Origin of the sequence: Neobacillus sp. NPDC097160, from assembly GCF_044762155.1 — a bacterium.
Lineage (GTDB): Bacteria > Bacillota > Bacilli > Bacillales > Cytobacillaceae > Neobacillus.
This window is the reverse complement of record NZ_JBIWDU010000002.1, coordinates 130,834-144,852: the sequence shown is the minus strand read 5'-3', so window position 1 is coordinate 144,852 and position 14,019 is coordinate 130,834. Positions and strand designations below refer to the sequence as shown.

Below are 14,019 nucleotides of genomic sequence, written 5' to 3'. Positions count from 1 at the left end.
TAGTACTTTAGTGATATAGAATAATATTTTTGTAAAATACTGATTGACAATTGTGTAAAGAATTAGTAATCTTTTATTGTGATATAAAACCAATCGGATTTGTCGGTTTTGTGCTAATACCACAATGATGATTGGTTTTTATAAAAAACAAAAACCAAGTAAACAGGGGTGAATAAGGTGAAAAAGAGTTTGAAAGGTTTATTTAGTGTGATTATCCTTTCTATGATTCTTTCCGCTTGTGCTTTAGATAGTTCAAGTCAAAAAGAGTCATCAGCACCGGAAAAGAAAGGAAATGCTGAAAGTGCTAGCGTAAAGAGCACTGAAGTAAAAGAATATAAAGCAACAAACCTTGCAGCACTACCGGAAAAAGCAAAAGCAAGAAAAGATCTGTTCATTGCAGGAATTTCCGCTCCAGGTGGAGTTTTCTTACCATATTTCTATGAAAATGGCTGGGATGGAAACGTAACAGACCCAATGTTTGCTCCATTAGTGAATCTAGATAAAGAAGGAAAGCCAGTAGGAATTCTCGCCGAAAAGTGGGATGTTTCTGATGACCAGCTTACATACACTTTCCACTTAAGAAAAGGTTTGAAATTCAGTGATGGTTCACCGCTGACAGCGGATGATGTTGCATTTACATTAACGCTATTACATGATCCAGCATATGCCGGATACCAGGATATTTCTCTTGCTGCAATCAAAGGCGGGAAAGAGTATAAAGAAGGTAAGGCACAATCGATTGAAGGAATTAAGGTAATCGATAAAGAAACAATTGAAATTACGACTGAAAAAGTGAATGCGAAGTCCTTGCTTATCTTGGGCGGACAAGTATTATCTAAAGCCTATTATGGTAAAGACTATCAATATGGTAAACTCGACTATTTAAAAGACCTTTATCCAAAACCACTTGGTGCAGGACCATACAAGTTTGAAAAATATGTTCCTGGTCAAGAAGTCCGTTATGTGGCAAATGAAAATTATTACGCTGGCAAGCCAAAAACGAAAAATTTAATCTTTAAAGTTATTGATACTTCAACATCCCTGCAATTGTTTGAAACAGGCGAACTTGATTATGCAGGTTTCTCTGCTGATGATGATACAGTGGAACAATTAAAAAGCTTAGGATTTGCTAATATCCAAGTTGGCCCGGTAAATGACTTTGGTTTTATTTATGTAAACAATTCACGTCCACAATTTAAGGATAAAGAAGTAAGACAAGCCCTTATTTATGGATTGGATCGCCAAAAGATTGTTGATGTGAAATTTAAAGGTTATGGTGAGGTTGCTAACGTTCCAGTTTCTAAAGTTTCGTGGGCATATGATGATGAAGGAATTAACAAGTATGAATTTAATGCTGAAAAAGCAAAGGAATTACTTGATAAAGCTGGTTGGAAGGTCGGCAAAGATGGTATCCGTGAAAAAGATGGCAAGCCATTCGTGATTCGTTACCTAACGAGAACAGCGGAAGATCCAATTATTCCAATAGCAAAAGAAAACTATGGAGATATTGGCATTAAATTTGAACCTGAAATTATGGATTTTAATGCATTAGTTGCAAAATTAAACGACAAGGATTATGACCTTGCCGCAGTGTCAACTTCACAAATTTTAGATCCAAGTGATCCGGTAGAAGAATTTGCGACAAATAATCCGAACAACGCTGCTGCCTATTCAAATCCAAAAGTAGACGAGTTAATCCAAAAGGGATTAAATACATTGGATATTGAAAAACGTAAAGGTATTTATCACGATCTTTACAAAGAATTAAATGATAACCCACCAGTGATTCTAATTCACTACCGTCAAAGTGCAAGAGCAATTAGTGGTCAAATTCAAGGCTTAAATCCTGATAACTATACAGGCATAAGTGCTAGCTTGCCGAATATCTCGATTAAAAAGTAACCGATAAAGTGCCTAGCGGATTAAGCTGGGCACTTTGTTCTGTGAAGGGGGAGAATACATGAAACAATATGTATTACAGCGATTTTTACAAATGATTGTTATTTTATTCGGGACATCCTTTATCATTTTCTTCTTGTTTGCGATGCTGCCCGGTGACTACATTGATTCTAATATCAATTTAACCCCACAAAGAGCTCAAGAATTAAAAGCACTTTATGGGTTAGATCAGCCAGTGTTACATCGGTACTTTACATGGCTGGGAAATGCTTTACACGGTGATTTTGGTTATTCACTAAAACATCAGGAAAAGGTTCTATCGCTGTTAAATAAGTATGTTTGGAATTCCTTTTTTGTGGCCATCTTCGCTCTAATTTTAACTTGGTCCATTGCTTTAGTTACGGGAGTATTTTCCGCCATTAAGCAATATTCTTGGTTTGATGGTTTTGTAACTTTTTTTGTGTTTGCAGCTATGTCCTTCCCGTCCTTTTTTATCAGTTTGCTGTTTATTAAATGGTTCGGTGTCGACCTGCAAATATTACCGATTGGCGGAATGATTGATACGGGAAGTAATAGTACGGGGCTTGCCTATCTTCTTGAAGTAGGCAAGCATATGATTCTGCCGGTGATCATCTTAACCCTGCTTAGCATTGGATCGTTAACACGTTATTTTCGAACAGGGATGCTGGAGGTTATTCGCCAGGACTATATTCGAACAGCGCGAGCGAAAGGCTTGAAGGAACGTGTTGTTATTTTTAAACATGCATTAAAAAATGCGATTCTCCCAGCGATCACGCTGCTAGCCTTTGAATTGCCGGGTCTCTTTTCCGGAGCGATTATTATGGAACAAATCTTCAATTGGCCTGGTGTCGGCAGAATTCAGCTGGAATCTGTTAGTTTTCGGGATTACCCTGTATTGATGGCTTTTACGATGTTTTTATCGTGTTTAACCATTATTGGGAACTTTTTAGCGGATGTAACCTACGCTGCTGTAGATCCAAGAATTAGATTGAAATAAGGGAGGGAATTCGTGTGGAAACACAAAATCCCATTGTTACGAAACAAAAGACAGTGATGGTTGTAAAATCACCTTCATTATGGAAGCAAACCTATCGTCGGTTGAAAAAGAATAAATTAGCTATGATTAGCTTGTTCTTTCTACTATTTATGTTTTTGCTTAGTTTTATCGGCCCGCACTTTTCTCCGTACATTCTCGACAGAACGAATGTAGCAGATATGAACCAGCCACCGAGTGCTGCACATTGGCTAGGCACAGATAATTATGGGCGGGATGTTCTAACAAGATTAATGATGGCGGGTCAAATTTCGCTAACCATCGGACTTGCCGCGATGTTCTTATCGGTACTTATTGGCTCCTTGTTAGGGGCAATCTCCGGGTTTTATCGTGGTGTTGTCGATATGGTCATCATGCGTGTAGCTGATATTCTTATGTCTATTCCCGGCTTACCGCTTCTCTTGATACTTGCCGCTATATTATCAGAATGGAAGGTTCCGGCTGAATATCGTCTTTATATTATTATGATAATGCTTAGTTTCGTTGGCTGGCCAGGCCTTGCCCGTTTGGTAAGAGGACAGATTTTATCATTGAAAGAACAGCCTTTTATGCAGGCAACTGAAGTACTTGGTTTAAGTGACCGCCGTAAAATCTTACATCATCTCATTCCAAACACGGTCCCGCTTCTCTTGGTTGTGGCGACTTTAAATGTGGCAGGCTCGATTTTGAGTGAGTCGGCACTTAGTTTTCTTGGGCTTGGCGTGGTTCCGCCAACACCTTCATGGGGGAATATGATGGATGCGGCCAATAACTTCATGGATTTTAGGAAACGGCCATGGCTTTGGATTCCACCGGGAACAGCTATTTTTCTAACAGTCGTTTCCATCAATTTACTAGGAGACGGATTGAGGGACGCACTTGATCCGAAAATGAGAAGGTAGGGATATTGTATGAATGAGATGCTGCTCCAAGTAAATCACCTGCAAACAAATTTTTACACGGAAAGCGGTGTCGTTAAGGCAGTAAATGACGTCAGCTTTGCAATCCATGAAGGGGAAACGGTTTGTATTGTTGGCGAGTCAGGCTGTGGGAAAAGTATTACCGCATTATCATTAATGCAGTTAATTCCGGAAAACGGCAAGGTGGAAGGCGGGCAAATCAATTTTGCCGGGAAAAACCTGCTGGAGCTGAATAAAAAGGATATACGCCGTCTAAGGGGAAATGAAATTGGTATGATCTTTCAGGAGCCAATGACCTCCTTAAATCCGGTATTTACCATCGGGGAACAAATGATTGAGCCAATACAGGAGCATTTATTACTAAGCAAAAAGGATGCCTATAAAAAGGCAATGGAACTGATTACCATGCTTGGAATTCCGAATGCTGAAAAAATTGTCAATCTCTTTCCCCATGAATTAAGCGGTGGGATGCTGCAGCGGATTATGATTGCTATCGCACTCAGCTGTAATCCGAAGCTCATTATTGCTGATGAACCAACGACAGCGCTTGACGTAACCATTCAGGCACAAATTTTAGATCTGTTACGCGAGATAAAAAAGGAGTTTAATACTTCTATATTGTTGATTACCCACGACCTTGGCGTCGTAGCTGAAATGGCTGATTATGTGGTTGTCATGTATGCCGGAAAAGTAGTCGAGGAAGGGCCGGTTCTTGAACTTTTTAAGAATCCGCAGCATCCGTATACAAAAGGGTTGTTGAAGGCTAAACCAGTAATTGGCGAACGGAAAGATCGGCTCTATACGATCGCCGGGCAGGTTCCTAATTTAGTAGATTTGCATGAGGCATGTTATTTTGCGGATCGTTGTGAGCATGCAATGGATATTTGCCGAATGAAGCAGCCTGCTTTAACTGAAATTATGAAAGGCCAAAAAGCAGCATGTTGGCTATATGAGGACGGTGCAAATCAATGAACGAAGCATTATTAGAAGTTCAGAATCTAAAAAAATATTATTCTGCCTCTAAAGGAATGTTTAAGAAACTTGGCGACTCAGTGAAAGCCGTTGACGGAGTTAGTTTTTCGATTGCCAAAGGGGAAGTGTTTGGGCTCGTTGGTGAATCCGGCAGCGGCAAATCGACCATTGGTAAAACAATCCTTCGCCTTCATGATAAGACAGATGGTGAAGTGAAGTTTAAGGGGAAGGACGTTTTTTCATTATCGAAAAGGGAGTTGCGCAGTCTCCGTGTCCAAACACAGCTGGTTTTTCAGGATCCATTTAGTTCGTTAAATCCAAGACTCCGTGTTGGTGACGCAATTGGAGAAGCGATGGTTGAGCATGGTCTTGTCTCCAAAATGGAAGTCCGTGAGCGTGTATTGGAGGTAATGGAAAAATGCGGTCTATCCCCATTCCATATCGATCGCTATCCACATGAATTTTCCGGTGGCCAGCGCCAGCGGATCGTGATTGCCCGGGCGATGGCGTTAAATCCGGAGTTTATTGTGATGGATGAACCTGTTGCGGCCCTTGATGTATCGATTCAAGCGCAAATTATTAATCTATTTAGTGACTTGCAGCGGGAAAATGGCTTATCATATCTATTTATTTCGCATGATTTAAGTGTGGTGGAACATCTATGTACGAAAATTGCGATTATGTATTTAGGAAATATTGTCGAATTAGCCCCTAAGGAAGAGCTATTCGATCATCCGCTTCATCCATATACTAAGGCCCTGCTTTCAGCCATTCCGATTCCAGATCCAACGGCTAAGAGAGAACGAATTATCTTAAAAGGGGATATTCCAAGTCCCATTAATCCACCTTCAGGCTGTAAGTTCCGGACAAGGTGTCCAATGGCGACAGACCTTTGCGGGGAAAAAGCTCCGGATTATCGGGACACGGGCGGCGGTCATTTTGTAGCCTGTCATTATGTATAAATTTAATTAGGAAAAGGAGGTGATACGATCTGTATTGCCTCTTTTTTCCTATATTACGCAGCCCATTCAAAAGAAATTGGCGTTTTTTTTTAGAATTTCATAAAAATAGTATTAAGGAACTGGGACAATATGAAATAATGGGGGTAAATGGAAAATGAAGGATAGGAGTGGATTAGGATGAGGATTTTCGATGTTTCACGGAAGATGGAAAACGGGATGCCGGTTTGGCCGGGAGATACCGCTTTTCAATATGAGGTTTCGTGGCCAATGGAGGAAAGTGAATCTGTAAATGTGGGGAGGCTCGCATTAAGTACGCACACAGGAACACATGTGGACGCCCCTTTTCATTTTGATAACAACGGAAAAAGGATTATTGATCTGGACCTTGAACTTTACATTGGCCCGGCGAGAGTCATCGATATGATTGGAAAGGAAAGCATTGGTGCTAGGGATTTGAACGGCATTGACCTTGATGGCTGTAAAAGGGTGTTATTTCGAACGCTTTCATGGATAAATCCAAGCGTATTCCCTGAGAAAATCCCACATATTGAACCAGACCTTGCTCCGTATTTAGCCAGGAAGGGAGTTAAGCTAATCGGATTAGATGTTCCCTCCGTGGACCCGATTGACAGCAAGGAACTGCCGGCCCATCACAGTTTGAATGAAAACGGGATCCACATACTAGAGTCACTAATGCTAGATGCAATCGAACCGGGTGAATACGAACTAATCGCCCTCCCGCTGCCACTAGTCGAAGGAGACGGCAGCCCCGTCCGAGCTATATTAAGACAATGGTAAAGTGAAAAAAGGTGCCTGACACCCTTATTACTACTTACGTAGTAATAAGGGTGTCAGGCACCAAAATTGGCACCAAGAATTAGCAAACTTTTATATGTGTTTTCGTCTGAAAATGATCCAGTAGCTTCCGAAGCCGATGATGAATACGAGTCCAACAGATACTGGAACAATGTAGTCTTTAAATGAGGGCTCAACAGTTTTTGCCTTTTCCGTAAGCAAAGCTGCTTTTTCCGTCTCATTTTTGGAGGCATCAGTGGCTGAGACTTCCGTATTTGCTTTATTATTTGTGACGGTTGCAACTGTAAAAGCTGTCTTACTATGAAATGAATCTGTGAGCACAGTACCGTTAATAGGAGCTGATTCTTCTAGATGTGAATCGGCAAAAATATTCGAACCAAATAGAAAAAACAACAGCGAAGCGATAAGAGAAATCTTGCTAAACATCGTTTTCAACTCCGTTATATTGTTATCTTGTTGTTGTTCATTCTATCATCATTCACATCATGGTTTATCGAATTGCCAGCAATGTTCACAAACCTTTCGAAATTATAGATAATCAAATATTCATCCCAATCCAGTATCCCCAATGCTTCAAGCCGCTTTTTGCAGTTTTTCCCTAAGATTCAATATTGATTTATATCAATTTCAATAGTTAAAAAGGGTGATAAACTAAAGCATAAACTATAAACGATAACCAAAGGGGAGCGGAAATGATGTTTGAAATTATCGATAAAAAAGCGGTTATGGATGTCCGGGAACGAGTTGCGAAGGGGGAGCATCCTCGAAGAGAAATATTAAATTTTATTAAAGCGGCACCAATAGGAACTATTTTTGAAATTCATTTGCCACATCGCGGGGAGCCGTTAATCGCTACATTGCAATCTTTTGGTATGAACGTGATTGTCAATGAAATTGACTCTATGCATTTCAGACTTATGGCTGTAAAATTAGGTGAGTTTTAATCCATTTCAGCCATTTGTTTAAGTCGGCCCAACTCTAGAATTTGTATTTGTCTGCGTCGATCCGTGGCAATCAATTTTTGCGACATGAACGCTAACAGCTTTCTACTTACCGATTCTGGAGTTGTTCCGATATAGCTGGCTAAATCCTTCTTCGATATTGGTAATGTAAAGGCCCCGCTGGCTGCATTCATTTTTTCATGAAAAAGAACTAAAGCCCTTGCAAGCCTCTGTTCGACCTCCATTAAACTCAAAAATCCCACTGACTCATCCGCCTCATACAGACGGTCATTAACTGCCAGTAAAAAGCGGTATGATAAATCCGCATTTTTCTCCATCGTCCTCAGAAAATCCTGTTTCTCGATATAACAAATTACTGTAGGGCCCCCAATAACTTCCGCATTTACATAGTGTTTTTCATTTTTCAATAACGAAATTAACCCGAAGAAATCCCCCGGAAACAGCAAACGGACAATTTGCTCCTTTCCTTCAGCTGACGTTTTAGTTAATTTAATCAGACCTTCATTCACAACAAATAGCGTTTCGGAGCGCTCGCCTTCTCGAAAAATAAATTCCCCTTTTAAAAAGTGGCGACTCCTTGTTACCTTTTGTAATAGTTGAAGGTCCTCCTCTTTCATCCCTTTAAATACTGGAACTGATGTGATACATGATGATTGATGAGTGCAACAATGTTCACAGCCCATATTCCACCACTCCTATCCTTTTGTAGAAAAATCATTTTAGCTTGAAAGGAGTTTGGTTCAAATGAGTATGATCGAATTAGCATTGAATGATGTGGCCTGCAGCGGCTGTATCGGGAAAATTAAAAGACAGATACAAAGAACCAACGGGATAGAAAAAGTAAAGATACTATCCGGAAGCGGCAAAATTCGAATTAATTTTAATGAAGACATCATTCAATCGGAGGAAATTAATCGAAAACTTTATAAACTGACATTACGAACATTTGATTAACAAGTGCTCCTTATATGGAGCCGTTTTTTTTATAAAAATTGACTTTATTAAGAACGTTATGGTTCGTTATAATTCATATTTATGGTATGATAATATTTGCGACAGTAATAATTTTTCCTTCCAGTCAAATAATAATCAAATTGTACTGATTGAAACGGGGATGCCTAGGTCGGCGGATGAAATAAAAGAAATGGTAAAAGATCGTTTTGGTGAATCTGCCCGGCCGGATAGCGGCAGGTATGTAAATTGAAGAAGTTTTTAGAGGCTGCCAATCACAAGCAGCCTTAATTGTTCTTTAGGAGTTCTTAATTAAGAATGTATGAGCGTATAAATTTAATGAAACACTGATTATGTGAAAAAATTTGTAAGGAGGAATTATGAAACTCTGTTTATTCCTGCTATTTGCAGGTGCACTGGATGCTGTGTTGACTCATTTTGGAATCTCTTCAGGTTTTGTTGAAGAAGGGAATCCGATAATGAAGCATATCATTGAAAAAAGCTGGTCCTATTTTTATATGATAAAAATCTTCCTGCCCCTTCTGTTGCTTGGTTTGTTTTACCTTCGGCCCTTGAAAGGATGGATCAGAACCCTCATCGTCTCGACCTGTGTTCTTTACCTCACTGTTCTTGTCTATCATATGGTTTGGATTATCCTCTACTTCAATACTTCAACATGATCCCAACTAGACACCCAAAGGTTATTACGATAGTATCAATACGATATCTTAAAACAAATAATAAGAAAAAGGATATAAGGAGTACAACATGTTAAATAATTTAAAACCATTTTTACAAGAGTCGTGGGAAAAATCCGGTTTTCAACAACCGACTTCGATTCAAGAAGCAGCTATTCCAATGATTTTGGAAGGAAAAGATGTCATCGCCGAATCACCGACTGGTACCGGAAAGACACTTGCATACTTACTACCACTATTAAGTAAAATTGATGCGAATGTACCATCCCTACAAGCTGTAGTGCTCGCCTCTTCACAAGAGCTGGTTATGCAGGTCTATCAAGAATTTCAAAAATGGTCGGAAGGAAGCGGAGTGAGAGGCACTTCGATTATTGGCGGAGCAAACTTAAAGCGGCAGCTGGAAAAATTAAAAAAACGCCCACATGTCATTTTTGCGACACCTGGCCGCTTGCTCGAACTAATTAAACAGAAAAAGGTAAAAATGCACGAAGTGAAAATGGTTGTCCTCGATGAGGGTGACCAGCTTCTGATTCCAGAGCATTTGCACACGGTGCAACATATTGTTAAATCGACGATGAGCGACCGTCAAGTCGTATTATTTTCGGCAACGATGAAACAAGCGACAGAAAAGCTGGCAAAAGAAATGATAAACGAACCCGAAGTAGTAAGAATTGAAAAAGATGAAATGGCTTCATCGGGGAAAGTAGATCATATTTATTTTTCATGTGAGCCACGAGATAAAATTAAGCTGATTGAAAAAATTACCCGAATTGATCAAAGTAAATCTCTTGCGTTTATTAATGACATTGGAGAAATCCAAGTTTTTAAAGAAAAATTGCTTTTTAAAGAATTATCAATCGGGGTCCTGCATAGTGACATGAAAAAGCTAGAGCGTCAGGCCGCTTTAAAGGCTTTCCGCGATGGAAAAATGAAAATGCTGATTGCTACCGATATTGCGGCCCGCGGCCTTGATATTCAAGGGGTTACCCATGTTGTTCAGATTGACTCTCCAAAGGATATTTCACAATATGTGCACAGAGCGGGAAGAACAGGAAGAATGGGCGCAAATGGTACGATTATTTCACTGGTTACCGAACGCGAAGAACGTGAACTTAAACGCTATTGCCGGGAGTTGGATGTCCCGCTCCATAAAAGGGTTTTTTATCAGGGGCAAATTGTTGCAGAAGAACAAAGAAACCAAAAACTGAGAAAATAAAAGCAGCTGGGACCCCTCCCACTGCTTTTTTTGCATTATTTGCGGAAATTGGGAGTTTATTTGCGAAACCTCGTTGTTTATTTGCGAAACCCGCCAGTTTATTTGCGAAACCAACAAAAGAAAAAGGAATTCCCGCCTTTATCTTGAATTGTAAAAGAGAAACGGGGGAGATGACGATGGAAAATTCTAAATTAAAAAAATGTCTCGAAGAATGGCTTGAGGAAGTAACAATCAGCGAAATTCAAGAAAAAATGGAGAACGGCCGGCTTTCATCTAAAGAACTGGTTTTAATGTATTTACATAGAATTTCACGTTTCGATAAAGAATTGCACTCAATCCTTGAAGTAAACCCTGATGCTCTTCAAATAGCGGAAGCTCTTGATGCGGAACGGAGAGAAACAGGCCCACGCAGCAGGCTGCATGGAATCCCAATTTTAATAAAAGATAATATTGACACCCATGACAAAATGCATACAAGTGCTGGTTCATTTGCATTAAAGGATTCAATCGCTCTCAATGACTCGTTTGTGGCAGAGCAATTGCGAATAGCTGGTGCCGTTATTCTTGGAAAAACAAATATGACAGAGTGGGCAAACTTCATGGCAATCGGGATGAAAAGCGGCTATAGCTCCCGAGGCGGCCAAGTTTTGAATCCCTACGGACCGGGGAAATTTGATGTCGGCGGCTCTAGTTCAGGTTCAGGGGCAGCGATTGCCGCCAATTTTGCGGCAGCTGCAGTCGGAACCGAAACATCGGGCTCTATTTTAAATCCTTCATGCCAAAATTCATTAGTGGGAATTAAGCCTACAGTTGGTCTTATTAGCCGCAGAGGAATTATCCCCATTGCCCATACACAGGATACAGCAGGTCCGATGGCTAGAACGGTTGAAGATGCTGCCATCCTGTTAACTGCTTTGTGTGGAAAAGATGAGCAAGATTTCATTACCAAAACAAACCCGTTCATGGATTTCGACTTTACTGAATTTCTTTTTAAGGATGGACTTAAGGGGAAAAGAATCGGAATCGCCTCTGAAGGATTTATGGAGCTCTTAAGTAAGGAAAAGCAAATGGTTGTAGCGGCAGCATTAGAATCGCTGAAATTGTCAGGGGCAGAAGTCATTGAGAATATTGAAATCCCTTCTAATAAAGCCGAGTGGAAGTATGATGTTTTAACCTATGAATTTAAGCCGGACTTAAATTCATATTTGGGCAGCCTTCACCCGTCAATCCCAGTGAGAACTTTGGCGGATCTGATTGAGTTTAATAAAAGGAATGAAGAAAAAATGCTCAAGTATGGTCAGGCCGTGCTGCTGGAATCGGAAAAGACGAGTGGTTCGTTAACAGAAGCTGCCTATATCAATGCATTGGAATTCGACCTTTACCATTCGACGCAGCAAGGAATTGATTTTGCTTTAGAAACATATGATTTGGATGCCATTGTTTTTCCAAGCGATGAAGGCTCACATATCAGCGCTAAAGCAGGCTATCCAACAATTGCTGTTCCGGCTGGCTTTACGTCTCATGGTGAGCCGGTTGGGATAACCTTTGCTGGAACCGCATTTAGTGAACCGCTTTTAATTCAAGTAGCGTATGCTTTTGAACAAATGACAGGCTTCCGTAAAGCGCCTGTCCTAGAATAAGTTAGCTCCTTTATATCCATACTATCAATGAATTTCTCAAAAAGGAGATGGTATGTGTGGGAAGAACGAAACTAGGCAACGCCAATGCCCAACGTAACAACAACGCGAAAAAGCCGATGAGGGAGAGCTCCGAGTTGGTTGAATTTACACCTGGGGAAGATATAAAACGAAACCGTCCTAATAGTAAATAAACGGAAACGCCTCCTGTAGAGTTAGGAGGCGTTTTTTTATAAAAGAAAGGGAGTTGTTCATAATTATAGAAAATTGTTTATTTCTTCGATTATTTTGTTCATATCATCGAAAAATTTGTTCATATCGCCAGAAATTTGTTCATATCGCTAAAAATTTGTTCATATCTTCAAAATCAAGCCACAGCACTACTCTTCTTTAAGTAATTCCAAAGCTTTTTTTGTCGGCCCCTCAATCACATCACCAGAATAGGAATACCGTGAACCATGGCACGGGCAATCCCATGACTTTTCAGCGCGATTCCATTCACATTCGCAGCCTAAATGGGTGCAGGTGGTGTCGACGACATACACTTTACCATTCTCGTCCTTATAGGCTCCTGCTCTTTTTCCGTTATACACGACGACAGAACCTTCGCCGTCTTGTAAATCATCAGGAGTCTTATCTGTATATTCAAGCTTGCCCTTAAGCAGATGCTTAGCAACATCTGCATTGGTGGTGATGACACTTTTTAAGGCGGGATCGGCCTGGAATCGTGATGGTGAATAGAGCTCCATGTAGGGGTTGTCCCGGTCCATCACATAATCGGTTAACAAGTGTCCGGCAAGAATACCTGTTGTCATGCCCCATTTTTTATAACCGGTGGCAATTAAAACGTTCTTACGGCCTTCAGTATAATGGCCGATATAGGGAACTTTGTCCAATGTGACCATATCCTGTGCAGACCAGCGGTAGTGGTATTCTTTCAATCCAAAGACTTCGTCTGCAAATGCTTGCAGTGCTTCATAATGCTTCAACGTGTCGATTCCCTGTCCAGTTTTATGATTTTCGCCGCCGATAATCAGTAACTTTTCTCCATTATATGGTGTCGTGCGAATCGAACGGGTTGGACTGTCGCCGCTAATATAGATGCCGCCAGGGTAGTCTTTATCCGTTTTTATTCCGATTGCGTAGGATCTATCCGCATACATTCTTGCAAAATATAGACCAGGTTTATCATAAAATGGGAAATGAGATGCAATAATCACATGCCTGCATGTTACCCTATGGCCAGACTTGGTTACTACTTTTGGTTCATTATCATCGTCCTCAATGTCGGAAGCGACAGTATGTTCATAAACAGAACAGCCCGCTTTAACGGCATCATCTAAAAGTGATTTTAGAAATTTAAGCGGATGATACTGTGCTTGATTGCGCATCACAAGGGCGGCTTTTGCCGGAATATTAAATGGAATCGTATCTTTTAAGCCTCCGTCAATTTCAAGACTTTTATATGCTTCCCATTCTGTTTTTAGCTTACCTGCGTATTCTTCGGATGTTGCATAAATGTAGGCATCTTCCTTGCTGAAGTCACAGTCAATTCCATCCTCCTTCACTTTACTTTCAACGAATTGTATGGCATTTATATGGGAATCAAAATAAAGCTTGGCCTTTTCTCTTCCAAAATGATTAATATATTCATCATAAATAATGCCGTGCTGGGCAGTTAATTTTGCAGTTGTATGTCCAGTTGTCCCATTTAAGACACCACCTGCTTCTAAAATTGCTACCTTTAGTCCTTCCTTGGACAGAAAATAGGCCGCTGTAATACCAGTTATTCCGGCTCCAACAATCGCCACATCAACTGATATATCCTCGTTTAATTCCTCAAAAGTCGGTAAATCAATTTCACGCCAATACGTTTTTGGAAATTGGTGGATTTTTTCGGATGAACTCATATGTACGCCTCCAGCTTTTAAA

The 14,019-nt window shown here is 40.4% G+C and carries 15 protein-coding genes; 12 read left to right on the top strand and 3 right to left on the bottom strand.

Features of this window, described 5'->3' with window-relative positions; translation table 11 throughout:
- The first annotated feature begins 222 nt into the window (after positions 1–222).
- The 6 genes from ACIQXV_RS02640 (at position 223) to kynB (ending at position 6,605) form a co-directional block, all read left to right on the top strand.
- On the top strand, positions 223–1,902 hold the full coding sequence (locus ACIQXV_RS02640; RefSeq protein ID WP_402956308.1) for an ABC transporter substrate-binding protein: 1,680 nt from the start codon (positions 223–225) through the stop codon (positions 1,900–1,902).
- Between the two features lie 58 nt (positions 1,903–1,960).
- Positions 1,961–2,917 carry an ABC transporter permease gene (locus ACIQXV_RS02635; protein WP_402955662.1) on the top strand — a complete coding sequence of 319 codons (957 nt, stop codon included), beginning with the start codon at positions 1,961–1,963 and terminating at the stop codon, positions 2,915–2,917.
- A 14-nt stretch (positions 2,918–2,931) separates the two neighbouring features.
- Positions 2,932–3,855 (top strand): oligopeptide ABC transporter permease, encoded by a 924-nt coding sequence (gene opp4C, locus ACIQXV_RS02630; protein ID WP_402955659.1) that lies wholly within the window; start codon positions 2,932–2,934, stop codon positions 3,853–3,855.
- A gap of 9 nt (positions 3,856–3,864) precedes the next feature.
- Positions 3,865–4,845, top strand: coding sequence for an ABC transporter ATP-binding protein (locus ACIQXV_RS02625; RefSeq protein WP_402955656.1), 981 nt, complete (start codon positions 3,865–3,867; stop codon positions 4,843–4,845).
- Positions 4,842–5,807: an ABC transporter ATP-binding protein gene (locus ACIQXV_RS02620; protein ID WP_402955653.1), complete on the top strand. Its 966-nt coding sequence runs from the start codon at positions 4,842–4,844 to the stop codon at positions 5,805–5,807. Before ACIQXV_RS02625 ends, ACIQXV_RS02620 begins: the two co-directional genes overlap by 4 nt.
- A gap of 177 nt (positions 5,808–5,984) precedes the next feature.
- Positions 5,985–6,605, top strand: coding sequence for an arylformamidase (gene kynB, locus ACIQXV_RS02615; RefSeq protein WP_402955650.1), 621 nt, complete (start codon positions 5,985–5,987; stop codon positions 6,603–6,605).
- 90 nt (positions 6,606–6,695) lie between these two features.
- On the opposite strand, the gene ACIQXV_RS02610 is transcribed toward kynB, so the two are convergent.
- A complete protein-coding gene (locus ACIQXV_RS02610) occupies positions 6,696–7,049 on the bottom strand; it encodes a hypothetical protein (protein WP_402955647.1) in 354 nt (117 codons plus the stop codon).
- Between the two features lie 266 nt (positions 7,050–7,315).
- Between ACIQXV_RS02610 and ACIQXV_RS02605 the strand changes: the two genes are divergently transcribed.
- The gene (locus ACIQXV_RS02605; protein ID WP_402955644.1) at positions 7,316–7,567 is read left to right on the top strand and encodes an amino acid decarboxylase; all 252 of its coding nucleotides are present in this window, start codon (positions 7,316–7,318) and stop codon (positions 7,565–7,567) included.
- Here the strand turns inward: ACIQXV_RS02605 and ACIQXV_RS02600 are convergent.
- Positions 7,564–8,268, bottom strand: a complete 705-nt coding sequence (locus tag ACIQXV_RS02600) for a Crp/Fnr family transcriptional regulator (RefSeq protein WP_402955641.1) — start codon at positions 8,266–8,268, stop codon at positions 7,564–7,566. The two genes, ACIQXV_RS02605 and ACIQXV_RS02600, sit on opposite strands and share 4 nt — an antisense overlap.
- Positions 8,269–8,329: 61 nt before the next feature.
- On the opposite strand from ACIQXV_RS02600, the gene ACIQXV_RS02595 reads away from it, so the two are divergent.
- From ACIQXV_RS02595 to ACIQXV_RS02575, 5 genes are all read left to right on the top strand, one after another.
- Positions 8,330–8,539, top strand: coding sequence for a heavy-metal-associated domain-containing protein (locus tag ACIQXV_RS02595; protein WP_402955638.1), 210 nt, complete (start codon positions 8,330–8,332; stop codon positions 8,537–8,539).
- Between the two features lie 377 nt (positions 8,540–8,916).
- On the top strand, positions 8,917–9,216 hold the full coding sequence (locus ACIQXV_RS02590; protein ID WP_402955635.1) for a DUF5658 family protein: 300 nt from the start codon (positions 8,917–8,919) through the stop codon (positions 9,214–9,216).
- A gap of 88 nt (positions 9,217–9,304) precedes the next feature.
- A complete protein-coding gene (locus ACIQXV_RS02585) occupies positions 9,305–10,450 on the top strand; it encodes a DEAD/DEAH box helicase (RefSeq protein WP_402955632.1) in 1,146 nt (381 codons plus the stop codon).
- A gap of 176 nt (positions 10,451–10,626) precedes the next feature.
- Positions 10,627–12,090 carry an amidase family protein gene (locus ACIQXV_RS02580; protein ID WP_402955629.1) on the top strand — a complete coding sequence of 488 codons (1,464 nt, stop codon included), beginning with the start codon at positions 10,627–10,629 and terminating at the stop codon, positions 12,088–12,090.
- A 56-nt stretch (positions 12,091–12,146) separates the two neighbouring features.
- A complete protein-coding gene (locus ACIQXV_RS02575; protein WP_402956341.1) occupies positions 12,147–12,281 on the top strand; it encodes a hypothetical protein in 135 nt (44 codons plus the stop codon).
- A gap of 186 nt (positions 12,282–12,467) precedes the next feature.
- On the opposite strand, the gene ACIQXV_RS02570 is transcribed toward ACIQXV_RS02575, so the two are convergent.
- Positions 12,468–13,997, bottom strand: a complete 1,530-nt coding sequence (locus ACIQXV_RS02570) for an FAD-dependent oxidoreductase (protein ID WP_402955626.1) — start codon at positions 13,995–13,997, stop codon at positions 12,468–12,470.
- Positions 13,998–14,019 lie beyond the last annotated feature (22 nt).